This window comes from Sediminicoccus sp. KRV36 (assembly GCF_023243115.1).
Classification (GTDB): domain Bacteria; phylum Pseudomonadota; class Alphaproteobacteria; order Acetobacterales; family Acetobacteraceae; genus Roseococcus.
Window position 1 is genome coordinate 2,302,385 of record NZ_CP085081.1, and the last position, 23,578, is coordinate 2,325,962.

The 23,578-nt window shown below is 68.7% G+C and carries 23 protein-coding genes; 18 read left to right on the plus strand and 5 right to left on the minus strand.

Annotated elements, in window-relative coordinates:
- Nucleotides 1–5: 5 nt before the first annotated feature.
- Nucleotides 6–1,142 carry a diaminopropionate ammonia-lyase gene (locus LHU95_RS10650; RefSeq protein ID WP_248711338.1) on the minus strand — a complete coding sequence of 379 codons (1,137 nt, stop codon included), beginning with the start codon at nt 1,140–1,142 and terminating at the stop codon, nt 6–8.
- 46 nt (nt 1,143–1,188) lie between these two features.
- On the opposite strand from LHU95_RS10650, the gene LHU95_RS10655 reads away from it, so the two are divergent.
- The 4 genes from LHU95_RS10655 (at nt 1,189) to LHU95_RS10670 (ending at nt 3,860) form a co-directional block, all read left to right on the plus strand.
- On the plus strand, nt 1,189–2,184 hold the full coding sequence (locus LHU95_RS10655) for an NAD-dependent epimerase/dehydratase family protein (protein ID WP_248711339.1): 996 nt from the start codon (nt 1,189–1,191) through the stop codon (nt 2,182–2,184).
- Nucleotides 2,181–2,576, plus strand: a complete 396-nt coding sequence (locus LHU95_RS10660; protein ID WP_248711340.1) for a RidA family protein — start codon at nt 2,181–2,183, stop codon at nt 2,574–2,576. Before LHU95_RS10655 ends, LHU95_RS10660 begins: the two co-directional genes overlap by 4 nt.
- Before the next feature lie 118 nt (nt 2,577–2,694).
- The gene (locus LHU95_RS10665; protein ID WP_248711341.1) at nt 2,695–3,192 is read left to right on the plus strand and encodes a surface-adhesin E family protein; all 498 of its coding nucleotides are present in this window, start codon (nt 2,695–2,697) and stop codon (nt 3,190–3,192) included.
- Between the two features lie 266 nt (nt 3,193–3,458).
- Entirely contained in the window at nt 3,459–3,860 is a 402-nt protein-coding gene (locus tag LHU95_RS10670) for a hypothetical protein (protein ID WP_248711342.1), read from the plus strand.
- A gap of 57 nt (nt 3,861–3,917) precedes the next feature.
- Here the strand turns inward: LHU95_RS10670 and LHU95_RS10675 are convergent, their stop codons facing one another.
- From LHU95_RS10675 to LHU95_RS10690, 4 genes are read right to left on the minus strand one after another with little or no spacing between them, the layout of a single operon-like run.
- A complete protein-coding gene (locus LHU95_RS10675; RefSeq protein WP_248711343.1) occupies nt 3,918–4,889 on the minus strand; it encodes an oligopeptide/dipeptide ABC transporter ATP-binding protein in 972 nt (323 codons plus the stop codon).
- Complete coding sequence (locus LHU95_RS10680; protein ID WP_248711344.1) at nt 4,886–5,878, minus strand: ABC transporter ATP-binding protein; 993 nt, start codon at nt 5,876–5,878, stop codon at nt 4,886–4,888. The genes LHU95_RS10675 and LHU95_RS10680 overlap by 4 nt, the downstream gene beginning before the upstream one ends.
- Nucleotides 5,875–6,735 carry an ABC transporter permease gene (locus LHU95_RS10685; protein ID WP_248711345.1) on the minus strand — a complete coding sequence of 287 codons (861 nt, stop codon included), beginning with the start codon at nt 6,733–6,735 and terminating at the stop codon, nt 5,875–5,877. The genes LHU95_RS10680 and LHU95_RS10685 overlap by 4 nt, the downstream gene beginning before the upstream one ends.
- A complete protein-coding gene (locus tag LHU95_RS10690; protein WP_248711346.1) occupies nt 6,732–7,700 on the minus strand; it encodes an ABC transporter permease in 969 nt (322 codons plus the stop codon). The genes LHU95_RS10685 and LHU95_RS10690 overlap by 4 nt, the downstream gene beginning before the upstream one ends.
- A gap of 80 nt (nt 7,701–7,780) precedes the next feature.
- On the opposite strand from LHU95_RS10690, the gene LHU95_RS10695 reads away from it, so the two are divergent.
- From LHU95_RS10695 to LHU95_RS10760, 14 genes are all read left to right on the plus strand, one after another.
- Nucleotides 7,781–9,367 (plus strand): ABC transporter substrate-binding protein, encoded by a 1,587-nt coding sequence (locus LHU95_RS10695; protein ID WP_248711347.1) that lies wholly within the window; start codon nt 7,781–7,783, stop codon nt 9,365–9,367.
- A gap of 10 nt (nt 9,368–9,377) precedes the next feature.
- The gene (locus LHU95_RS10700; protein ID WP_248711348.1) at nt 9,378–10,079 is read left to right on the plus strand and encodes a creatininase family protein; all 702 of its coding nucleotides are present in this window, start codon (nt 9,378–9,380) and stop codon (nt 10,077–10,079) included.
- Nucleotides 10,076–11,095 carry a 2-dehydropantoate 2-reductase gene (locus tag LHU95_RS10705; protein ID WP_248711349.1) on the plus strand — a complete coding sequence of 340 codons (1,020 nt, stop codon included), beginning with the start codon at nt 10,076–10,078 and terminating at the stop codon, nt 11,093–11,095. The genes LHU95_RS10700 and LHU95_RS10705 overlap by 4 nt, the downstream gene beginning before the upstream one ends.
- Complete coding sequence (locus LHU95_RS10710; RefSeq protein WP_248711350.1) at nt 11,086–11,832, plus strand: SDR family NAD(P)-dependent oxidoreductase; 747 nt, start codon at nt 11,086–11,088, stop codon at nt 11,830–11,832. The genes LHU95_RS10705 and LHU95_RS10710 overlap by 10 nt, the downstream gene beginning before the upstream one ends.
- Nucleotides 11,832–13,310 carry an ABC transporter substrate-binding protein gene (locus tag LHU95_RS10715; RefSeq protein WP_248711541.1) on the plus strand — a complete coding sequence of 493 codons (1,479 nt, stop codon included), beginning with the start codon at nt 11,832–11,834 and terminating at the stop codon, nt 13,308–13,310. Before LHU95_RS10710 ends, LHU95_RS10715 begins: the two co-directional genes overlap by 1 nt.
- A gap of 153 nt (nt 13,311–13,463) precedes the next feature.
- Entirely contained in the window at nt 13,464–14,528 is a 1,065-nt protein-coding gene (locus LHU95_RS10720; protein ID WP_248711351.1) for a TRAP transporter substrate-binding protein, read from the plus strand.
- 78 nt (nt 14,529–14,606) lie between these two features.
- Nucleotides 14,607–15,209, plus strand: a complete 603-nt coding sequence (locus LHU95_RS10725; RefSeq protein ID WP_248711352.1) for a TRAP transporter small permease — start codon at nt 14,607–14,609, stop codon at nt 15,207–15,209.
- Nucleotides 15,206–16,570 (plus strand): TRAP transporter large permease, encoded by a 1,365-nt coding sequence (locus tag LHU95_RS10730; protein WP_248711353.1) that lies wholly within the window; start codon nt 15,206–15,208, stop codon nt 16,568–16,570. The genes LHU95_RS10725 and LHU95_RS10730 overlap by 4 nt, the downstream gene beginning before the upstream one ends.
- 17 nt (nt 16,571–16,587) lie before the next feature.
- Entirely contained in the window at nt 16,588–17,565 is a 978-nt protein-coding gene (locus tag LHU95_RS10735; RefSeq protein WP_248711354.1) for a tripartite tricarboxylate transporter substrate binding protein, read from the plus strand.
- Between the two features lie 16 nt (nt 17,566–17,581).
- Entirely contained in the window at nt 17,582–19,615 is a 2,034-nt protein-coding gene (locus LHU95_RS10740) for a hydantoinase/oxoprolinase family protein (protein ID WP_248711355.1), read from the plus strand.
- Nucleotides 19,612–21,234 (plus strand): hydantoinase B/oxoprolinase family protein, encoded by a 1,623-nt coding sequence (locus LHU95_RS10745; protein WP_248711356.1) that lies wholly within the window; start codon nt 19,612–19,614, stop codon nt 21,232–21,234. The genes LHU95_RS10740 and LHU95_RS10745 overlap by 4 nt, the downstream gene beginning before the upstream one ends.
- Nucleotides 21,231–21,698, plus strand: coding sequence for a MaoC family dehydratase (locus tag LHU95_RS10750; RefSeq protein WP_248711357.1), 468 nt, complete (start codon nt 21,231–21,233; stop codon nt 21,696–21,698). Before LHU95_RS10745 ends, LHU95_RS10750 begins: the two co-directional genes overlap by 4 nt.
- A 138-nt stretch (nt 21,699–21,836) precedes the next feature.
- Nucleotides 21,837–22,817 (plus strand): 3-hydroxyacyl-CoA dehydrogenase family protein, encoded by a 981-nt coding sequence (locus tag LHU95_RS10755; protein ID WP_248711358.1) that lies wholly within the window; start codon nt 21,837–21,839, stop codon nt 22,815–22,817.
- Complete coding sequence (locus LHU95_RS10760) at nt 22,814–23,575, plus strand: SDR family oxidoreductase (protein ID WP_248711359.1); 762 nt, start codon at nt 22,814–22,816, stop codon at nt 23,573–23,575. Before LHU95_RS10755 ends, LHU95_RS10760 begins: the two co-directional genes overlap by 4 nt.
- The last annotated feature ends 3 nt before the right edge of the window (nt 23,576–23,578 follow it).

A 23,578-nucleotide genomic window follows, 5' to 3' on the forward strand; every position in this document is an offset into this window, starting at 1 on the left:
GCGGGTTAATCCGCTGTAAGCTCGTCATACAGCGCCCGGTCCGTGGCGCCCTCCGTGCCGAAGATCAGCACCCGGCTTTCCGGCGTCAGGCCCAGCAGCGCGCCCGCCATCGGCTCGGCCAGCGCGCCTTCAAGGGCGATCAGCCCCGCCACGCCCGATTCGCCAGCCTCGATGCCCTGGGCCTTCAGCGCGCGCATGGCCGGGCCCACCACCGCATCGGGCACGGTGAGGGCGGCGAAGGCGCTTCGCTCCAGCTCCTGCCAGGCGAGCAGGGAGGGCTCGCCGCAGGCCAGCCCCGCCATGAGGGTGTCCAGCGCGCCGGTCACCACGCGCAGCTCGCCCGCTTCCAGGCTGTTGGTCAGGCAGGCGGCTTCCTCGGGCTCGGCCAGGATCAGGCGCGGGGCGGTGCCGCACATGGCGCGCAGCTGCACCGCGACAGCCGCCGCCACGCCGCCCACCCCGCAGGGGACGAAGACATGGGTGGGCACCACGCCGGCCATCTGGGTGATGGCTTCCTCCGCCATCAGGCGATAGCCCTGCATCACATCGCGCGGCGGCTCGGTATAGCCGGGGTAGGAGGTGTCGCTGATCACGAACCAGGCATGCTCGTCGGCGGCATTCTGGGCGGCGCGCACGCTGTCATCGTAATTGCCCGGCACCACGCGGATTTCGGCGCCGAAGCGGGCGATGGCGTCCCGCCGGCCCTGGCTGACATTTTCATGCACGAAAATGACGCAGCTGGCGCCAAAGCGCTGCGCCCCCCAGGCAACGGAGCGGCCGTGATTGCCGTCCGTCGCGCAGGTGACGGTGATCTGCCCGGTGGCGTGGGCGTATTGGCCGGATTCCAGCGCAGCACCGCTCGCGTTGTTCGCCGTGCCCCGGCGGGCCAGCTCGGCCCCCAGCAGCTTGCACACGGCATAGGCGCCGCCCAGCGCCTTGAAGCTGCCCACGCCGAAGCGCCCGCTCTCATCCTTGAAATGCACCGAGGCGACGCCCGGGATGTCCAGCGCATGCAGGGGCGTCGGCGCATAGCCGGGCCAGCTGGTGATTTCCCGCCGCGCCCGGCGATAGCCGCCCTCGGGCAGGACGATGATTCCGGGGGTGCCGTGATGGCGGTTCAGGACCAGGCGAAAGGGGTGCATGGGGCGTGAGCTTGGCGGGACGCGCGCCCGGGGGCAATCTGCCCCCATGCAAATCACCATTCTGGGCGGCGGGGGTTTCCTTGGCCGCAAATTCGCCGAGCGGCTCGCCGCGGAGGGCCATCTGGGCGGCCAGCCCGTCACCAGCCTGGTCCTGTTCGACCTGGCGGCCCCGAGGCCGCTGGCAGCACCCTTCCCGGTGACCTGCCTGGGCGGCGATGTCGCGAGCCTGGCCGATGTCTCGGCCGCCATCCCGCCCGGAACCTCGCTCGTCGTCCACCTCGCCGCCGTGGTGAGTGCGGCGGCCGAGGCGGATTTCGATCTCGGCATGCGGGTGAATCTGCACGGCACGCTTACGGTGATCGAAGCCTGCCGGAAGCTTGCTGGACCGGCGATTCACGGCCTGGCCGCCCCGCCGCGCGTGCTGTTCACCTCCAGCGTCGCAAGCTTCGGCGGCGGGCAGGCGGCGTTGCTGCCCGATGATGCCCGGCAGATCCCGACCAATTCCTACGGCGCGCAGAAGGCCGCCGCCGAGCTGCTGTTGCAGGATGCCAGCCGCAAGGGATTCCTGGATGCCGTCTCGATCCGCCTGCCCACGGTGATCGTGCGCCCGGGGCGGCCGAACAAGGCGGCCTCCTCCTTCTTCTCGGCCATCCTGCGGGAGCCTCTGCTGGGGCTTGAGACGCCCTTGCCGGTCGGCGAGGATTTCCGCGTCTGGGTCTGCTCGCCCCGCCGCGCGGTGGACTGGCTGTTCCACGCGGCGGTGATGGAGACCGCCCCGCTCGGGGTGGATCGCGGGATCAACCCGCCTGGGCTGGCCGTCAGCGTGGGCGAGATGCTGGCCGCGCTCAGCCCCGCCGAGCGGGCCCTGGTGAAGCGTGAGCCGGATGCGGCCATTGCCGGCATTGTCGGCGGCTGGCCGGCCGAATTCACCGCCACGCGGGCGCGCGCCCTGGGCTTCACCCCGCAGGAGGGCGTGCCGCAGATTCTCGCTGCCTTCCGTGAGGATGACCTGGCCGCGACCCGCGCGGAGCGAGGCCTGTGAGCCTGGAGATCACGCGCTTCGTGCTGAGCGACGGCCCCAAGCGCGTCGCTCCCTTCAGCCACGCGGTGCGCGCCGGGGATTTCCTCTTCGTGACCGGCCAGATGCCGACCGACCCGGCCGACAACACCCGCTGCGTGGCGGGCGGGATCGAAGCCCAGACGCAGCAGGTCATCGCCAATCTGAAGGCCGTGCTGGCCGGATGCGGTGCCGCCTGGGAGCGCACGGTGATGGCGCGCATCTACCTGACGGATTTCGCGCGGGACTACGCCGCGATGAACGCCATCTGGGAAACCAGCTTCCCCGAGGGCGGGCTGCCGGCGCGGACCACGGTGGGCGTCACGGGCCTCGCGCTCGGCGCCCTGGTGGAGGTGGATCTGGTCGTCGCGCTCTGAGCCGCCATGGCGGGTTGCGAATCATCTTCACGCAACGGCCTGCGCGTGGGAGCGTCATTCCCGACATAGGGGGGAATGGGCGATGGCGATTTCGCGCAGCGCGGCGGTGATGCTTTTGATGCTGGCGCCCCTCATCCTGGCGGGCTGCGAGACCGTGGCGCCCCTGATCGCGAGCCCGCCGGCCATCCCCGCCGCCGAGCCCGCGGCCCCGGCGGCCGAGCCGCCCGGCCTCGCCATGGCGCCGCGCCGGGCCTGGCGCCGCATTCCCCTGACGCGGGGCGCGCGCATGGCAGAAGCCTTCGTCGCCTCGGAGGTGGTGATCAGCCCGGATGGGACGCGGCGCGCCTGGATGGTGATCAATCTGCTGGAGCCCATTCGCCTGCCCGAGACGGGCGGCACCGCGCGCAGTGCGGCGTATCTGGCGGATTTCCGCTGCGATCCGCATGGCTGGAGCCCGATCCTCGGCATCTGGTACACCCAGCGCAATGCGGTGGATGAGGCGCTGCGCGAGCCGGCCCGCGGGCCCAGTGGCAGCCGCGATGTGGGGACCGGCAGCTTCATGGATGTCTTCGTCAACGCCGCCTGCCGCAACCCGCGCCGGGCCGCGCGCCGTTAGCGCCTCATCCGTTCAAACGGGATCGCTTTCACGGATAAGGATGCTCGAAAATCGATGGGCCAGGGATTGTGTGGTGAGCCCTGGCGAACGGAACAAGCTCCAGGCAGTGGTGCCTTCGCAAGGGCCGGCCGCGCTTATTCCGCCCGGATGGGGTGGGTCCGCATGCCTTTCGGCGCGGCCGATCGGCGCCATCGGCACAAAGCTATCGCGCGGGTGGCGGGGTTTGGGCAGGATCACCGCCTGAACCCAAACCGGAGTTTAGCAACGTGAAACGCTTTTTCTCCCTGGCCCCATGGGCCCTCGCACTCTGTCTTGCCTTGCCCGGGCTGGCCCGGGCCCAGGCTCCGGCCCCCGCGCAGGATTGCGTGGCGGCCGGCCTGCTGGCGGTGGACAGCGTGAGCTACGGCACGCAGCGCGTGCCGCGTGACCCGAACCAGCGCGGCGGCAGCGAATGGGTGACGCTGAGCGTGGGGCTGCGCAACATCTCCACCACCCCGGTCAGTTTTACGGCAAGCTTTTCGGCCCGCCCGGTGATGCAGGATTTCCTGGCCGGCCAGCGCTGGAGCCTGACCGCCGGAAGCCGCACCACCATCATCGTGGCGAATATGCTGAGCCCGGGGATGCCGGAGAGCTCGGTGCGGCAGTTGCTGCGGCTCAATTGCGCCTGAAGCCCGGCCCTCGCCCCGCCACTATGATTCCGCGGTTGGGGTGAGCGCCCCGGAAATCTAGGCGTGGTGGCAGGCCAGCAGCCCGCCATCGGCGCGCGCGGCTAGCACCGGCCGTTCCCGCCGGCACAATTCCGTCGCGATGGGGCAGCGCGGATGAAACGCGCAGCCCGGAGGCGGGGCGAGGGGGGAGGGCAATTCCCCCGCGATCGGCTTCAGCGCCGCCGCCTGGCCCAGCTTGGGCGAGGAATCCAGCAGGGCGCGCGTATAGGGGTGCCCCGGTGCGGCATAGATGCGCGCGGCCGTGCCCGATTCCACGATGCGGCCCAGATACATGATCGCCACCCGGTCCGAGACGTGCCGCACCACGCCGAGATCATGCGAGATGAACAGGCAGGTCAGCCCCAGATCCCGCCGCAGATCGAGAAACAGGTTCAGGATTTGCGCCTGGATCGAGACATCGAGCGAGGCGACGGGCTCATCGCAGATCAGCAGATCGGGCTGCATGGCCAGCGCACGCGCAATCGCCACGCGCTGCCGCTGCCCGCCCGAGAATTGATGCGGGAAGCGCTGCGCGAAAGCCGGGTCCAGCCCGACCCGCGCCAGCCAATCCGAAACCAGCGCGCCGCTGGCCGCACGGCTCACCAGCCCATGCGCGATGGGGCCTTCGGCGATGCTGTCCCCGATGCGCCGGCGTGGGTTGAGCGAGGCGAAGGGGTCCTGGAACACCGTCTGGATGCGCGTGGTGATCTTGTGGCCGCCGCGCATGGGCGATGCGCCATCCAGCAGCACCCGGCCGGAACTTGGGGCCATGATCCCGGCCAGCATGCGCCCCAGCGTGGATTTCCCGCAGCCGCTTTCGCCGACCAGCCCCAGCGTCTCACCCTTCTGGATGGCCAGCGAGACATCGGTCACGGCCTGCAGCGCGCGGCGATCCGTCCCGGCACCAAAGGCGGCCGCGATGCGGTCCCCCCATGTGGGCTTGCGCGCGAATCGGCGCGTCACGCCCTCGGCGATCAGCAGCGGCGTCATGCGCCGGGTGCCAGCGGGTGGTGGCACAGCGCCATGCGCCCGCCCAGCTGCACGACCGGCGGGTCGGTGCCACAGGCGGTATCGGCGCGGGGGCAGCGGGGCGCGAAGGCGCAGCCAGGCGGCAGCGAGAGCAGGGCCGGCGTATTGCCAGGGATCTGGTGCAGCCGCGCGCCGGGCTCGGCCATGGCGGGCAGGCTGTCCAGCAGGCCGCGCGTATAGGGGTGCAGCGGCGCTTGCAGCGTGGCGCCGACCGGGCCGGATTCCACGATACGGCCCGCATACATCACCATCACCCGGTCCGCCACGGCGGAGATGGCGGCTAGATCATGCGAAATCCAGATCATCGCCGTGCCGCTTTCCCGCGCGAGGCTGCGCATCTCGACCAGGATCTGCGCCTGGATGGAGACATCCAGCGCGGTGGTGGGTTCATCGGCGATGATGAGATTGGGCGCGTGCAGCAGCGCCATGGCGATGGCCACGCGCTGGCGCATCCCGCCGGAGAATTCATGCGGGTAGGCATCCAGCCGCGCCACGGCCTCGGGGATGCCAAGCCGCGTCAGGCGATCCGCCGCGAGCGCCCGGGCGGCGGCCTCGGTCATGGCGGCATGCGCGCGCACGGCGAGCACCATCTGCTGGCCGATGGTGAGCACGGGGTTGAGCGTGGCACCCGGGTCCTGGAACACCATGGCGATGCGCTTGCCGCGCAATTCCCGCATGGCCGGCGCGGCCAGGCCCACCAGCTCCTGCCCGTCAAACCGGATGCTGCCGCCGATGATGCGCCCGGGCGGGTCCACCAGGCCGATCAGCGAAAACCCGGTGACGGATTTGCCCGAGCCGCTTTCGCCCACCAACCCCAGGATTTCGCCGCGCTCCAGCGCGAAGGAGACGCCATCCACCGCGCGCGCGGCGCCGGCACGGGTCAGGAAATGCGTCCGCAGGTCACGGACTTCGAGAAGGGCGTGCGGCCTTGCCGCGGGAAGAATGCTCATCGCCGCAGCCGCGGGTTGAACTGGTCGCGCAGCTGATCCCCCACCAGGTTGATCGCGACGATGAGGATGATGAGCGCGACGCCGGGATAGACCGAAATCCAGCTCCGCCCGTTCATCATGTAGGGAAAGCCATTGGCGATGAGCATGCCGAGCGAGGGCTCGGTCGGCGGCAGACCGAGGCCCAGGAAGGAGAGCGTGGCCTCCAGCGCGATCGCATTGGCCACCTGCACCGTCGCCACCACCAGCAGCGGCGGCAGGCAATTGGGCAGGATGTGGACGAAGACGATCCGCCAGCCGGAAAGCGGCGTGGCGCGCGCGGCCTCGATGTAGTCCTTCTGCCGCTCGGCCGTCGCGGCGCCATAGGCGGTGCGCGCGAAATAGGCATATTGCGCGGTGACCAGGGCCACGATCAGCGGCAGCTTGCCCTGGCCCAGCACCGCGACAAGCACCAGCGCGAGCAGGATGGGCGGGAAGGAGAGTTGCAGGTCCATCACGCGCATCACGCCATTCTCCACCCAGCCCCCCGCATGGGCGGCCAGAATGCCGAGCGTCACGCCGATGATGAGCGCGAGGCCGCCAGCGGCGAGGCCCATCGCCAGCGAAATCCGCAAGCCATGCAGGATGGCGGAGAACAGGTCCCGCCCCTGCGCATCTGTGCCGAGCCAGAAGACCATGCCCTCGTCATTCACGGTGCCCGGCGGGCGGCGCGCGTAAAGCAGATCGAGTGCCGCCAGGTCATAAGGGTCCTGCGGGGCGATCCAGGGCGCCAGCAGGGCGGCGGCGATGATGGCGAGGACGACGATCAGCGCCAGCAGCGCCACCCGGTTCTCGGCGTATTCGGACCAGAAGCGCCTCATGCCGCGCGCCGCAGGCGAGGGTCGAGCAGCGCGTAGGTGAGGTCCACGATCAGGTTCAGCGTGACGAAGAGGAAGGCCACCAGCACCAGGTATCCGACCATCACCGGCCGATCGAGCGAGGTGATGGAATCGATGATCAGCTTGCCCACGCCGGGCCAGGAGAAGATCGTCTCCGTCACCACTGCGAAAGCGAGGGTGGAGCCGAATTCCAGGCCGAACACGGTGACGAGCGGGATGGAAATCAGCCGCAGCACATGATGCCGCAGGATGCTCCATTCCGAGAGGCCGGCCGCGCGGGCGAATTTTACCGTATCGCTCAGCATCACCTCCCGCGTGCCGGCGCGCGCCAGGCGGATCATCAGCGCCAGCTTGAACAGCGAGAGGTTGAGGGCCGGCAGCAGCATGAAGCGCAGCCCCTCCCAGGTCAGGAAGGACCAGCCGATGCCGAATAGCTCGACCGTCGGCCCGCGATTGCCGGCGGGCAGCCAGCCGAGATTGACCGCGAAGGTGAGGATCAGGATCAGCCCCACCCAGAAGGTCGGCACCGAAAATCCCAGCACGGAAATCGCCATGATGAGGCGTGAGACCGGGCTTTCCGGCCGGTAGCCCGCCCACATGCCGAGTGGAATGCCCAGCAGCGCGCCGATCAGCACGGCGGAAAGTGCAAGCTCCAGCGTGGCGGGCAGGCGGCTGAACACCAGCTCCGTCACCGGGATGTTGAAGACCAGCGAACGGCCCAGATCCCCCTGGGCAAGGCGGCCGAGAAACGCCCAGTATTGCCGCCAGAGCGGCTGGTCCAGCCCGTAATGCGCGATGGCCGCGGCGCGGATGTCCTGCGTCGCATCGGGCGAGATCAGCAGGTCAATCGGATTGCCGATGGCATGGACGCCGGCAAAGACCAGTGCCGACATGGCGAGCATGACCAGCATGGATTGCAGCAGGCGTTGCAGGATGTAGCCGGGCATCAAACCCCTTCTGGGCCATGGACAGCGGGTGCGGGACCTTCCTAGCATGTGACGGCAAATCGCCACCGGGACAACCAGCCATGCTCCATGATGTCAGGCGCCTCGCCCTCGCGGCAGGCCTCTCATTGCTCGCCGTTACGGCAAATGCCCAAACCCTGACGCTTGGGGTGCGCGCGGGCCCCGATTCGATTGACCCGCATTTCACCGCGACCGGCACCCAGGCCGAGGCGCTGAAGCATGTGTTCGACACGCTCGTCTGGTCCGGGGACCAGTTGCAGCTGGAACCGGGCCTGGCGGAAAGCTGGCGGGCGGTGGATGCCACCACCTGGGAGTTCAAGCTGCGCGCCGGCGTCACCTTCCATGACGGCTCGCCCTTCACGGCCGAGGATGTCGCGGCCTCGATCCGGCGGATGCAGACGCTCTCGGGCCCCAACCCCACGCGCATCTATGTGCGGCGGGTGCAGGATGTGCAGATCGTGGACCCGCTGACGATCCGCGTCATCACCGATGGCCCGGCCCCCACCTTGCCGAACGACTTCATCCGCCTCTTCATAACCTCGGCCCGCGCGACGGCGAATCTGACGCCGCAGGATGCCAATGAGGCGTTCAATTCCGGCCGCGCGGCCATCGGCACCGGGCCCTATCGCTTCGTCTCCTGGACCCCGCGCGAGCAGCTTATTCTGGAGCGCAACGACAATTACTGGGGCGGGCGGCAGCCCTGGGCGCGGCATGTGCGGCGGGAAATCCCCAATGACGCGGCGCGCGTGGCCCAGCTGCGCACTGGCCAGGTGGACATGATCGTCCGCGTGCCCGCCGCCGATGTGCCGACCATGGAGCGCGATGCGAGCCTGCGCCTGGTGAAGGCCGATACTGTCTATGTCTTCAACCTGGAATTCGATTTCCGTGAGCCCACGCCGCAGGTGAGTGCGCGTGATGGCTCCCGCCTGGCCGCCAATCCCTTCCGCGACCCCCGCGTGCGTGAGGCGGTGGATCTGGCACTCGACCGCCGCGTCCTGGCCGAGGTGGCGATGGAGGGCCTCGGTGCGCCGCAGGGCCAGATGGTCACGCCGCGCATCTTCGGCTTCAACCCGGCCCTGCCGATTCCCACGCCCAATCTCGCGCGCTCCCGCCAGTTATTGGCCGAGGCGGGCTTCCCGCAGGGCTTCCGCTTCACACTGAGCTTCACCAATGACCGCCTGCCGGGCGATCGCGGCGTGGGCACGGCGATGGCGCAGATGCTGGCGCGCGTGGGTCTCGAAGTGCAGGCAGCGGGGCAGCCGGCGGCGGTGCTCTTTCCCGCCCGCACGCGGGGTGAGCTTTCGGCCGTCATGGCAGGCTGGGGCACGCTGACGGGCGAGGCGCATTACACCTATTCCTCCGTCGGCCACAGCAACAATCCTGGCCTGCGCCTCGGCGCCTTCAACTGGCGCCAATTCTCCGATGCCGAGCTGGACACGCTGATCCAGCAGGCCGCGGTGGAACTGGATACGGCCAGGCGCGAGCAACTGCTCCAGCAGGTGGGGGCCCGCTTCAACGCGTTGCGGGTTTCGCTGCCGCTTACCTCCATCACCTCGGCCTGGGCGATGCGGCGGGACCGGGTGAACCTGGTGCGGGCGCGGGCCGATGAGGATACGCTGGCGATGGATATCGTCCCCGTGGCCCGCTGAGCCGCGCGCCATGAAAATCGCCGATATGAACTGGATGCAGGTCGAAGCCTGGCTTGCATCGGATGATCGCTGCGTGGTCCCGCTCGGCAGCACCGAGCAGCACGCCTATCTGAGCCTCGCGGTGGACAGCATCCTCAGCGAGCGTGTGGCGGCCGAGGCGGCGGAACCGCTCGGCGTGCCGGTGTTTCCAGCCCTGGCCTATGGCATCACGCCGAGCTTCATGGCCTATCCCGGCACTGTCTCGCTGCGGGCCGAGACGCATGCGCGGGTGGTGCATGATGTGCTGGACAGCCTGTATCGCACCGGCTTCCGGCGCATCCTCCTGGTGAACGGGCATGGCGGCAACACGCCGTCCCAGGCGGCGGCGCTGGAGTTCATGGGCGCGCATGGCGATTGCCGCATCCGCTTCCACAATTGGTGGAATGCGCCGCGCACCCTGGCGCGGGTGATGCATCATGATCCTGTCGCCTCGCATGCCTCCTGGATGGAGAATTTCCCCTGGACGCGGCTGGCGAACCTGGCCCAGCCCGAAGGCCGGAAGCCCATGGTGGATCTGGACCGCCTGCGCAGCCTGCCGCCCACCGAAGTGCTGCGCCTGCTGGGCGATGGCAATTTCGGCGGCGTCTATCAGCGGCCGGATGAGGAGATGCTGGATATCTGGCGAGAGGCGGTTGAAGAAACGCGCGACATCCTCCGGGATGGCTGGACATGAGTGACACGATCCTGATCTGGGGGGCGGGCGCCATCGGCGGCACGCTCGGCGCCTATCTGGCGCGCGCTGGCCAGGATGTGCTGCTGGTGGACCAGGTAGAGGCGCATGTGGCGGCGATGAACGCCCATGGCCTCAGCATCGAAGGCCCGGTGGAGAGCTTCACGCAACCCGTGCGCGCGGTGACGCCGGGCGCTGTCTCGGGCACCTATCGCCGCATCATCCTGGCGGTGAAGGCGCAGGATACGGTGGCCGCGACCGCCGCCCTCAAGCCCCACCTCGCGCAGGATGGCTTCGTGCTCTCGGCGCAGAACGGGTTGAATGAGCGCGCCATCGCGGCCGAGGTCGGTGCCGCGCGCACCATGGGCTGCTTCGTGAATTTCGGCGCGGATTGGCTCTCGCCGGGGCGCATCCTGTTCGGCAATCGCGCCGCCGTGGTGGTGGGCGAGATTGATGGCCGCATCAGCGAACGCGCCCGCGCCATGCATGCCACGCTCTCGATCTTCGAGCCGGATGCCGTGCTGACGGACAATATCTGGGGCTATCTCTGGGGCAAGCTCGCCTATGGCGCGATGCTGTTCGGCACCGCACTCGACAATGCCTCGATGACCGAGAATTTCGACGATGCGCGCTACTTCCCCGTCTGGAACACGCTGGGGCGGGAGGTGATGGCCGTGGCCCGCGCCGAAGGCGTCACGCCGCTCGGCTTCAATGGCTTCGACCCCACGGCCTTCATGCCGGAAGCCCCTGAAGCCGCCGCGCGCGCCTCCGTCGCCCTGCTCGCGGATTTCAACCGCCATGGGGCCAAGACGCATTCGGGCATCTGGCGGGACCTCGCCGTGCGCAAGCGGCGGACGGAGGTGGATGCACAGATCGCCATCATCGCGGAGATCGGCGCCACGCATGGCGTGGCAACGCCGGCCATCGGCAAGCTTGTGGCGCTGATCCACGAGATCGAAGATGGCACGCGCGCCCAATCCTGGGACGCCCTGGATGAGGTGCTGGCCCTATGCCGTTGAGATTTGAAAACAGCCGCATCCTCGTCACCGGTGCCGCCCAGGGGATTGGCCAGGCGGTGGCGCGGGCCTTCACCGAACAGGGGGCCCGGGTCTGGGCGCTGGACCGGGATGCGGCCGGGCTTGCCACGGCCCTGGCGGTGCAGCGCCGCGCGCTGGATCTCTCGCAGCGGGCCGAGGTGCATCGCGTGGTGGCGGAGATGGCGGCAGCCGAGGGTGGCGTGGATGTGCTGGTGTGTTGCGCCGGCGGCGTGCGCGGGCAGGTCGGCCGGCCGCTCAGCGAAATCAGCGAAGCTGACTGGCACGTGATCTTCCAGGCCAATCTGGAGAGCACGCTGTGGTGCGCGCAAGCCGCGGCACCCGTGATGCAGAAGGCGGGGCAGGGGCGCATCATCACCATCGCCTCCGGCGCAGGGCTGCGGCCGAGCCTGACGGGCATCCAGGCCTATACCTCGGCCAAGCACGCGCTGGTGGGGCTGACCAAGCAGCTTTCCTTTGAATTCGGACGGCATGGCATCACCGCCAATAGCGTGGCACCCGGCTTCATCCTCTCCAACCCTGCGTCGCAAAAGCAGTGGGACAGCTACGGCCCGGAAGGCCAGGCCCGCATGGTGGAGGGCATCCATCGCCGCCGCCTCGGCAAGGCCGAGGATATCGCCAACGCCGTGCTGTTCTTCGCCGACCCGGCTTCGGATTGGGTCTCCGGCCAGATCCTCTCGGTGGATGGGGGGCGTTCGTGATGCGCTGGCTCCTGGTCTGCGCGGCCCTGCTGGCCGCACCCGCATCGGCGCAGACCTTGCGCATCGGCCTGGGGGCCGATCCGAATGTGCTGGACCCCGCGCGCTCCGGCTCCTTCGTCGAGCGCGTGGTCTTCACTGCCCTTTGCGACCGGCTGCTGGATGTGGCGCCGGATCTCAGCTTCCGGCCCGAACTCGCCACCGCCTGGGCCTGGGAGGATGGCGGCCGCACGCTGCGCCTGACGCTGCGCACCGATGGCCGCTTCCATGATGGCACGGCCCTGGATGCCGAGGCGGTGAAGATCAACCTGGACCGTTATCGCAGCGCCCCGGAATCCGTGCGCCGCGCGGAATTGCGGCCGGTGACGGCGGTGGAGGTGGTTGATGCGCGCACACTGCTGATCCGCCTCAGCCAGCCGCATGCGCCGCTGCTCTCGGTGCTGTCGGATCGCGCGGGGATGATCCTCTCGCCCACCGCGCTGGCCCGGCTTGGCGCGCGGATCGGCGAGGAGCCGGTCTGCTCCGGCCCCTTCCGCCTGACGCGCCGCGTGGCCCAGGACCGCATCGAGATGGAGCGCGTGCCGGAGCATTGGAACGCCGCCAATATCCATGTGCAGCGCATCATCATGCGCCCCATGCCGGACAGCACGGTGCGGCTGCTGAACCTGCGCTCCGGCCAGCTCGACCTGATCGAGCGCGTGGCGCCCGCGGATGTGGCGGGGGCCCGGCGGGATGCGCGGATCGCCATCGCGGAATCCACGGCCATCGCCTATCAGGGCATCTACTTCAACACGGAATCCGGCGCGCTGCGGGACCCCAGGCTGCGGGAGGCCTTCGAGCTCAGCATGGATCGCGCGGTGATCAACCGCGTGGCACTGGAAGGGCTCTTTGTGCCGAGCAACCAGCCCGAGGCCCCGGGCGCGCCCTATCACTTCGCGGCGCTGGCCGCACCCGCGCGCAATGTGGCCCGCGCGCGCGCCCTGCTGCGGGAGGCGGGGCAGCCCAACCCGGCCTTCACCCTGCTGGTGCCCAATAGCCCGGTCGAGGCGCAGGTGGCCGAGGTGATGCAATCCATGGCGGCCGAGGCGGGCTTCCAGATGCGGATCGAGACGCTGGAATCCGCCGCCATGGTCGCGCGGGCGGAGGCTGGGCGGTATGACGTCTCCTTCGGCATCTGGTCGGGCCGGGCGGACCCGGATGGCAATATCGCGCTCTGGATCGCGTCCGACGGCTTCCTGAACCGCATGTTCTACCGCAACGCGGCGGTGGATGCGGCCTTCACCGCTGCCCGCCAGACAACCGACATGGCGGCGCGGCGCGGCTTCTACCAGGCGGCGGCGGAGCAATGGATGGCGGATCGGCCGATGCTGATCCTCTATCATTACCGCTGGTTCTGGGGGCTGCGCGCGCGGATGACGGGGTTTGAACCCTCGCCCGATGGGCTGATCCGCTTTTCCGGCCTGCGGCTGCCGCCGGGCTAGGCCCCGGGGCCGCGCAAGGCTTGGGCATCAGGGGCCGCGATTGCCGCCCAGCGGGGCAGCGGCCCTCAACATGACCAGGACGTAATGCATCCTGGGCTGTTGGCAGGCGGGGCCCATGCCATGCTGCGCCCAGCATTGCATACAGGAGGCGATATGTTCCGCACGGGCTTGGCGGCGCTGCTTGGCGCCGGATTGATCAGTTCTGTCGCCACGGCGCAGACGATACCGCCGGGGCCGCGCATCGCGATCACCGCCGTGACGCAGCCGCTGCCGACGCAGCCGCAATATGTGCTGGTGGACCAGCGCCTGCTGCGCGATGGCCTGCGCGAGCGCAGTGGCGGCCGCATCGAGGTGACGCTGGCCAGCCATGCCGAGCGCAATCTCGGCGGCTCCGAGATCGTGCGCCTGGTGCGGGCGGGCCAGGCGGAGATCGGGGCGGGCACGCTCTCCACGCTCTCGGGCGATGTGCCGATCCTGGATGGCGTGGATCTTTCGGGCCTGGCGCCGGATATCGCGCTCGCCCGGCGCATCGCCGATGCGATGACGCCGGTCGCCAACCGTGACCTGGAGCGGTTCGGCACGCGCATCCTGGCGATGTATCCCTTCCCGGCGCAGGTGGTGTTCTGCCGCGCCCCCTTCACCTCGCTCGCGGATTTGCGCGGACGGCGGATGCGCACCTTCGGCAACAGCCTGGTGGATTTCTTCAACGCGGTGGGCGCGCAGCCCACCTCCATCGGCTTTCCTGAAGTCTATTCGGCGCTGGAGCGTGGCGTGGTGGATTGCGCCATCACGGGCTCCGGCTCGGGTGTGGCCGCGCGCTGGCCGGAAGTCGCCACCCATATCAGCGACATGCCGGTGAGCTGGGCCGTCGCGGCCTATATCGTGAACCTGCAATGGTGGAACCGGCTGGAGCCGCCGGTGCGCGCGCTGATCGAGCAGACCTTCCGCGAGGTGGCCGACGCGCAATGGGCGCTGGGCCTTGCCGCCACGCGTGACGGCATTGATTGCGCCATCGGCAACCGCGAGGGGTGCCGCATCCACACCATGGCCACCCGCCCGATGACCGAAGTGAAGGCGAGCGACGCCGACCGTGCCGAGACGCGCCGCATCTTCGAGCAGGTGGTGCTGCCCGGCTGGGTGCGCCGCTGCGGTGCGCGCTGCGGCGAGATCTACAACCAGGTTGTCGCACCGCTCTCCGGCGTTCGGTTCGGCGGTTAGGGCGTGGTGTTGTCCGCGCGGGCATTCCTGGCATTCCGGCCTGCTGGGACGAGCCGGTCCGAACTGGTGATGCGCTAGGTGCTGCGGGCGGCAACGCTGCTGCGCCGCGGGGTCGCGCGCCTCGCGGCGGTGATGGCCTGGGTGGCGGGGTGGAACTACATCGCCTGCGCGCTCTTCATCACGGGCGATATCGTGGGGCGCAACGGGTTTGGCGTGTCTTCCGCGGCCACGGTCGAGATCACGGGCTACATGCTGGCCTGCGGCATCGCCTGGGGGCTGGCGCATACCCTGGCCTGCCGCGCGCATATCCGCGTGGATGTGCTGGTGACGCGGCTGCCCTTGCGCTGGCGCGCGCCGCTGCACGTCTTCTCGTTGCTGCTGCTGGCCGGCTTCGCCGCCTTCACCGCCTGGGCCGCCTGGGAACTGGTGGATGAGAGCGCGCTGTTCGACGCGCATGACAATTCGGCGCTGCGCGTGCCGCTGATCATCCCGCAGGGCATCTGGGCCTTCGGCATCTCCGCCTTCGTGCTGATGTGCGCCGTGCTGCTGCTGGAATCCGTGCTGGCCCTGCTGCTGGGTGAGGGCGACCGGCTGGATGCGCTGCTCGGTTCGCGCACACTGAATGACGAGACGGAGGAAGCGCTGGAGGCCGTGGCCATGGCGCGCGGGCGGCAGGCATGATCGCCATCGTCTTCCTGCTGGGGCTGCTGGGCGTTCTCGTCTTCGCCGCCGCCTCCGGCGCGCAGGCGCTGCCGATCGCCGAGATCCTGATGCTGATCGGCATCTTCATCATCTTCTTCGGCTCCGGCGTTTACATCGCCGCCGTGCTGGGGGTTCTGGCCTTCCTCACGGGTTTTCTGTTCAGCGACCGGCCCTGGTGGAATTTCGCGGGGCAGACGCTCTGGGGGCCATCCTCCAACTTCGTGCTCGTCGCCGTGCCGCTGTTTCTGCTGATGGGCGAAATCCTGCTGCGCGCCGGGCTGAGTGACCGGCTGTATCGCGCGCTGAATGTCTGGCTGAACCGGCTGCCGGGGGGCTTGCTGCACACCAATATCGTCAGCTGCGCGGTGTTCAGCGCCATCAGCGGTTCGAGTGTGGCGACGGCCGCCACCATGGGTTCGGTCGCGCTGCCGTATTTCCAGGGGACGGGCTACAACCAGCGCTGGGTCCTGGGGTCGCTGGCGGCGGGCGGGGCGCTCGGCAATCTGATTCCGCCAGGCATCACCTTCATCATCTATGGGCTGATCACCGAAACCTCGGTGGGGCAGCTCTACATCGCCGCACTCCTGCCTTCCGTGCTGGTCACGGGGCTGTTCCTGCTGCTCATCGCCGCACACGGGCTGCGCCACCCGATGGAGAAGCCGCCCAAGCTGCCGCTGGCCATGAAGCTGCGCGCGCTGCGGGACCTGGTGCCCACGCTGCTGCTGATCCTGCTCGTGCTCGGCTCCATCTATGCCGGGCTGGCCACGCCGACCGAGGCGGCGGCACTGGGTGTCACCGGCGCCATGTTCTTCGCGGCGTTGGAGGGCCGGCTTTCCTTCCGGATGCTGCACGCCTCGGCCGAGGCGACGGCGCGGAATACGGCGCTGCTCGGCCTCATCATCTTCGGCGCCTATCTGCTGAACTACATCCTGACGACGATCAATGTGCCGCAGGCGCTGGCCGGGCTGATCGCCGATCTGCCGCTGCCGCCCTGGGCCATCATGCTCTGCATCATCGGGCTGTATTTCGCGCTGGGCACCTTCATGGAGGGCTTCTCCATGATCATCACCACCGTGCCGGTGATTTTCCCGGTGGTCATCGCGCTGGGCTACGACCCGATCTGGTTCGGCGTCATCGTCACCATGCTGGTGGAGATCGCGCAGATCAGTCCGCCCGATGGCACGGTGATGTATGTGCTGCAGGGCATGCGGCCCAAACCGGGGCCGATTACCGATGTGTTCGTCGGCGTCATGCCTTTCCTGCTGGCCTATCTGGCGGCCGTCGGGCTGTTGCTGGTCTTTCCCGAAATCGCGCTGTGGTTGCCGCGCGTTCTCTCCTGATCCTTCGGAGCTTTTGCATGTTCAAACGCCTGCTTCTCCTTGCCGCCGTGCTTCTGGCGCCGCCCGTGATGCCGTCCGCCTGGGCCCAGGCCCCGGCACCGGGTTTTGAGCGCCCCATCCGCATCATCGTGCCGATCGCGCCCGGTGGGGGCACGGATGTCTTTGCGCGTTTGCTGGGCGAGATTGTGGGCACCTCGCTCGGCCAGCCCATCGTGGTGGAGAACCGGCCTGGCGCCTCCTCCACCATCGGCACGCAATTCGTGGCCGAGCAGCGGGCCGATGGCACGACGCTGCTGTTCACCGCCAATTCGCCGATCACCGCGGCGCCGCATGTGATGAACACGCGCTACACGCTGGATCAGCTCGATCCCATGTTCATCGTCGGCCATACCGGCTTCACGCTGTGTGTGCGGCAGGACAGCCCGATCATGACGGCGCAGGCGTTGATCGCGGCCATGCGTGCGGCCCCGGGCCGCTTCACCTACGGCACGGATGGCGTGGGCGGGAACATGCATCTGGCCGCCGAGCGCGTGTTTCGCGCGCTGGGGCTGGAAGCGACGATGGTGCCCTTCCAGGGGGCGGCGCAGACGCTGGCCTCCTTCACCGGTGGCCATATCGATCTCTATGGCGGCTCCATCGCGGTGGCCATGCCCGCCATTCGGGACGGGCGCGCGCGCTGCCTGATCCTGACGCAGCGCGCCCAGCACCCCGAGGTGCCGACCGGCTCCGGCCTGGACGTGCTCGGCATTCCCAATGAGGAGACGCTGATCTGGTGGGGCATGATCGCGCCGCGCGGCATCGCGGCGGAGCGCCGCGCCGCCTTGATGACCGCGTTTGAAGCCGCCTGGCGGACGGAGCGGTTCCAGACGCAGCTCGCGCGCTCGGGAGTGACGCCCGAGTTCCGCGACAGCGCCGCCTCGACCGCCTTGATCACGGCGGAGAATGAGGCCCTGGCCCGCGTCGTGCGGCAGATCGGCATCGAGCGGTCACGCTGAGATGGAAGCGCGCCCCATGGGGGAAAAGCCCGTTCGCATCGCCGTTGATATCGGCGGCACCTTCACCGATTTGCAGATCCTCGACGCACGCCATGGCCGCGTGGTGGCCTGGAAGACACCGACCACCCCGGCCGACCCTTCCGAAGGGCTGCTGACCGGTGTGCGCGAGGCGGCCGAGCGCTTCGGCTTCACGCTTTCGGATGTCGGCATGCTGCTGCATGGCACCACCATCGCGACCAACGCCGTACTGGAGCGCAAGCTGGCGCGCGGCGTGCTGCTGACCACGGCGGGCTTCGAGGATGTGCTGGAGATCACCCGGCACTTCCGCCGCGATGTCTATGGCCTGGCACCCGATCCGCTGCCCTGCCTGATTGACCGCGACATGCGCCTGGGCGTGGAGGAGCGGCTGCGCGCCGATGGCAGTGTGGAGACGCCGCTCGCCGATGTATCCGCCGTCATCGCGCGGCTGAAGACGCTGAACCCGGAGGCCATCGCCATCGGCCTGCTGCATGCCTATGCGAACCCCGCGCATGAGTTGGCGCTGCGCGATGTGGTGCGCGCGGCGATGCCCGATGTGCCGATCAGCTTGTCCGGCGAGATCAGCCCGGAAATCCGCGAATATGAGCGGCTTTCGACCACGGTGCTGAACGCGCTGCTGATGCCGGTGGTGCAGCGTTACCTCGCGCGGCTGGAGGCGCGCATGGGGGAGGGTGGCTTCGCGCCGCGCATCTTCCTCGTGCAGTCCAATGGCGGCATGTGCAGCCTGAAGCGCGCGGCCGAGCAGCCCGCGCGGCTGCTGCTCTCCGGCCCTTCGGGTGGGGCCTTGGCGGCGGAGCGGCTGTCACGCCGGCTGGCGCGGCCCAACCTGGTCGCCGTGGATATGGGCGGCACCAGCTTTGATGTGAGCGTGGTGCAGGATCACCGCATTGGCCTGGTCACGCAGGGCGAGGTGGACCGCCTGCCGGTGCGCCTGCCCATGGTGGAAATGCGCACCATCGGCGCGGGGGGCGGCTCCATTGCGGCGGTGGATGCTTCGGGCCGGCTCACCGCCGGGCCGCGCTCCGCCGGTGCGCGCCCTGGGCCGGTCTGCTACGGGCGCGGCGGCACGCTGCCGACCGTGACCGATGCCAATGCCGTGCTGGGCCGCTTTGACCCGGATTTCTTCCTGGGTGGCGCCATGGCGCTGGAGCTGGACGCGGCGCGGGCCGCGATGGCCGAACATGTGGGCAAGCCCCTCAACCTGCCGGTTGAGGAAGCGGCCGAGGGCGTGATGCGGGTGACGAATGTGAACCTCGCCTCCGCCGTGCGGCTCTCGCTGTTCGAGAAGGGATTGGACCCGCGCGATTTTGCGCTGCTGTCCTTCGGCGGCGCGGGCGGGCTGCATGCCACGGAAGTGGCGGATGAGCTGGGCATCACCGAAGTGATCTTTCCGCGCGAGCCCGGCACGCTTTCCGCCTATGGCATCCTGTTTTCCGACCTGGTGCAGGATCTGGCGCGCTCCCGCCTGCTGCCGGCGGAGCCCGCTGCCCTGCCGGAGATCGAGGCCGCGCTCGCCACGCTGCGCGCCGAGGCTCTGGAACGGCTTGCCACGGATGGCGTGCCCGAGGAGATGCGCGCCATCGAGGTCTCGGCCGATTTGCGGTACCATGGGCAGGCGTTTGAATTGCTTGTTCCGTGGCCCGAAGCGCCTGACCTGCCGGCTCTGCTCACCCGCTTCCATGCGGAGCACCGCGCGCGATTCTCCTACGCGGCCGAGGATGAGAAGGTGGAGATCGTGACACTGCGCATGGCGGCCATCGGCCGCCTGCCCAAGCCGGCGGAGGCCGCGCTGGCCTCGCCCGCCACCCGCACCCCGCCCGGTACGCGCCAGGTCTGGCAGCAGGGCGGTGCCGCCGCCTGGCCGGTCTGGCGGCGCGAGGCGCTGCATGCGGCAGACGTGATCGAGGGGCCCGCCATCGTGGAAGAAGCCTTCGCCACACACGTGATTTCGGCCGGCTGGCGCGCGGGGCTGGACCCCGAAGGCGCGGTCATCGCGAGGAAGATCCCATGAGCTTGGGCCCCATCGAAATCGAGGTCATCCGCAACGCGCTGAACGCCGCGGCGGCCGAGATGGATGTCACCGTCTGGCGCACCAGCCGCAGCACCATCGTGCGCGAATTGCTGGACTATTCCACCGCCGTGTTTGACGCGGAGGGCTGGAACCTCGCGCAGTCCGCGCGCATCCCGGGCCATCTCAATTCGATGAGCCACGCGCTGCGCGAATTGCTGGCGAACTACGTGCCGAGCGACGACTGGGGCGAGGGCGATGTGGTCATCACCAATGACCCCTATTGCGGCGGCCAGCACCTGCCGGACATCCTGGCCTTCAAGGCGGTGTTCCATGCGGGACAGCGCATCGCCTTCGTCGGCACGCTGTGCCACCACATTGACGTGGGTGGTCTCGCCGCCGGCAGCTATGCCGCCAAGGCGACCGAGATTTTCCAGGAGGGCCTGCGCATTCCGCCGGTGAAGATCATCGCCGGCGGTGTGCGCAATGACGGCGTCTGGGCGATGATCCGCCAGAATATCCGCAAGCCGGATCTGCTGCTGGGGGATCTCTCCTCGCAATTGGCCAGCCTCGATGTAGGGGCGGCTGCCATCCTGCGCCTCGCGCATCGCTTCGGTGCCGAGGCCATGCTGGAAGCGGGTGCCCGCATCCTGGCGATGAGCGAGGCCGGCATGCGCGCCGCCATCGCCCGCATGCCCGATGGGACCTATGAATTCGAGGATTTCCTCGATGATGACGGCATCGCCATCGGTCAGCCCATCCGCCTGCATGTCGCCGTCACCATCAAGGGTGATGAAGCGAGCGTGGACCTCTCGGGCTGTGGCCCGCAGGTGGCGGGGCCGACCAATGCGACGCTCGCCAGCACCAATGCGGCGGTGATGTTCTCGCTCATGTGCTGCGCCGATGCCTCGCTGCATATGAGTGCCGGCTGCTACCGGCCGATCAGCGTGATCGCGCCCGAAGGCCTGGTGGTGAATGCGCGGCATCCCGCACCCGTGGCGCATCGCGTGGCCGTCACGCATCGGCTGCTGAACGCCATGATGGGCGCGCTGCACCAGGCCGTGCCCGACATCATTCCCGCCGCCTATTACGGCAACAGCTACGTCACCACCTTCCAGACCGTCGCCGAGACGCGCGAGGTGCTGGTGGAGATCGAAATCGGCGGCTCGGGTGGGCATCCGGCGAAGGATGGCGTGAACGCCTATGCGTCGGGGATGCACAACAACAGCAATATCCCGATCGAGATGATCGAGGCGCAATTGCCACTGACGGTGATGCGCTATGGGCTGCGCAATGGCAGCGGCGGCGAAGGTCGCTTCCGGGGTGGGCTCGGCCTGATCCGCGAATGGCGCATCAACAGCCCGGCCTGCTTCTTCACCAGCAACATGGACCGCTTCGACCATGCGCCCTACGGTCTGGCCGGAGGTGGCCCGGCCGCCAAGGGTGCCTTGGTGTTGCGGCGCGATGGCGTGGAAAGCCCCATCCCGCCCAAGACCGACAACCTGCCGCTCCGCGCCGGTGATGTGGTCCGCCTGGAAACTTCGGGTGGCGGTGGCTTTGGCCCCATCGCGGATCGCAGCCCGGAGGCCAAGGCGCACGATGCGGCCATGGGCTACCTGTGAGTTTCGACCCGCGCGAACACCGCATGGCGCCGCAGCGCTGGTTTGAGGATTTCGCGCTGGGCGAGGCCTTCCGCCTGCCCAGCCGCACCATGACCGAGGCCATCTTCCTGGCCTTCCAGGCGGCCAGCGGTGACAACCACCCGGTGCATTACGATGTGGAATTCTGCCGGGCGCGGGGCATGCCGCATATGCTGGCGCATGGCTACCAGGTGCTGATCCAGACCGCGGCCGGGGCGGGGATGCTGCCCTTCATGATCGAGGACAGCCTGAAGGGTTTTCTGGAGCAATCCAGCCGCTTCCTGCACCCGGTCTTTGTGGGGGATACGCTCTATGCGACGCTGACGGTGGATGAATTGACCCCCGGCCGCACCACCGGCGTGCTGGGTCTGGCCTCCACCGTGCATAATCAGACGGGCGTCCTGGTGATGGAGGGGCGGCAGCGCTATCTTCTGCGCAAGCGGTAGGGGCTGTGCCTCCCTCGCACTCCCCCTCTCAGCAGGAAACTCGCTTCCTGTACCTTCATTGGGCTGGGTGCAGGGAACTGGTTCCCTGCTGGGGGTTCGGGGGCAAAGCCCCCGATGTACTATTGAGGGAGGATAAAAATGCCAAAGCAACTCCGCGTCGCCGTCATCGGCGCCGGCACCATGGGCCATGCACTCGCCCTGGTCTTCGCCATGGGCGGCCATCAGGTTCGCCTCACCGATGCCAGCGCGGCCACGCTGGCCCGCGCGCAGATCCTCATGGAAAAGGCGCTGGCCACGCTGGAGGAAGCGGGCGAGGCCCCGAAAGGCTGGGGCAGCGCGCAACTCGCCCAGGCCTGCACGCGCCACGCGACGCTGGAAGAATGCGTCGAGGGCGCTGAGCTCATCGTCGAGGCCATCGTCGAGAATCCCGAGGCCAAGAGCGAGCTCTACGCCCGGCTTGATGCCTGCGCGCCGGCCGGCGCCATCTGGGCCAGCAACACCAGCTACCTCGATGTGTTTCCGCTGATGCCGCCGCATCGCCTGAAGCGCGCGCTGATCGCCCATTGGTACACGCCGCCCTATCTGGTGGACCTGGTGGATCTGGTGCCGCACGCCGAGACGGATGAGGCGGTGCTGCAGGAGGTGAAGTCCATGATCGAGGCGATGGGCAAGGTGCCGATCGTGATGCGCAAATTCATCCCCGGCTACATCGCCAACCGCATCCAGGCCGCCGTCCAGGCCGAGGTGCAGATGCTGATCGACGAGGGCTACGCGACCGCGCAGGAGGTGGATGCCGCGGTGATCCACGGCATCGGGCTGCGCCTCAACATCATCGGCGTCATGGCCAAGGCGGATTTTACCGGCCTGCCGATGTTGCAGCATGCCTTCCGCAACAAGATGTACACGCCCCCCGAGGATAAGGGCGGCAGTGCCAGCATGGATGCGCTGGTGGCCAAGGGCATGGGCGGCGTCATGGATGGCCGCGGCTATTACGACTGGGAGGGCCGCCCGCCGGCGGAGCTCTTCGAGGAGCGCGACCGCAAGCTGATCCAACTCAAGCAAAGCCTGCGCGGGATCGGATACATGGCGGGCTTTGATGCGAAGGCGAACAAGGCATGATCAAGTACGACCTCAAGGGCAAGACGGCGCTGGTCACGGGCGGCGCCTCGGGCATTGGCCTCGCCACCGTGCGGATGCTGGCCGCCAATGGCTGCAAGGTGGCCATCAACCACCTGGCCGATGATCCGCGCGGCATGGAGCAGGTGGAAACGCTGGCCGCCGCCGGCTTCGATGTGATCTCCGCCCCCGGCAATGTGGGCGATGCCACGGATGGCCCGCGCATGGTGGAACAGGCGGCGCGGGACCTCGGCCGCCTCGATTACCTGGTGAACAATGCCGGCACGCCGGGTACGCGCACCTCCATCGCGCCGAGTGAGCTGGACCGCATCACCGAGGAGCTGTGGCAGGCGGTGATCGAGGTGAATCTGCTGGGGGTGTTCCGCTGCGCCAAGGCGGCGGCGCCGCATTTGCGCAAGACGCGCGGCGCCATCGTCTCGGTGGCCTCCATCGCCGGGCTTGGCTATGTCGGCTCCTCCATGGCCTATGGCGCGACCAAGGCTGGCGTGGTGTCGCTCACCCAGAACCTTGCGCGTGGCCTAGCACCGGAGGTGCGGGTGAATGCGGTGGCACCTGGTGCGGTGAACTCCTCCTGGATGATCGAATGGACCAATGAGCAGCGCGCCAGCTCGATTGACGAAGCGGCCCTGAAGCGCCGCTGCGAGCCGGAGGATCTGGCGGAGGTGATGGTGTTTCTCCTCGCCGGGGCCGCCATGGTCACGGGGCAGACCATCGTCGTGGATGGTGGGCTGACGCTGTAGCGC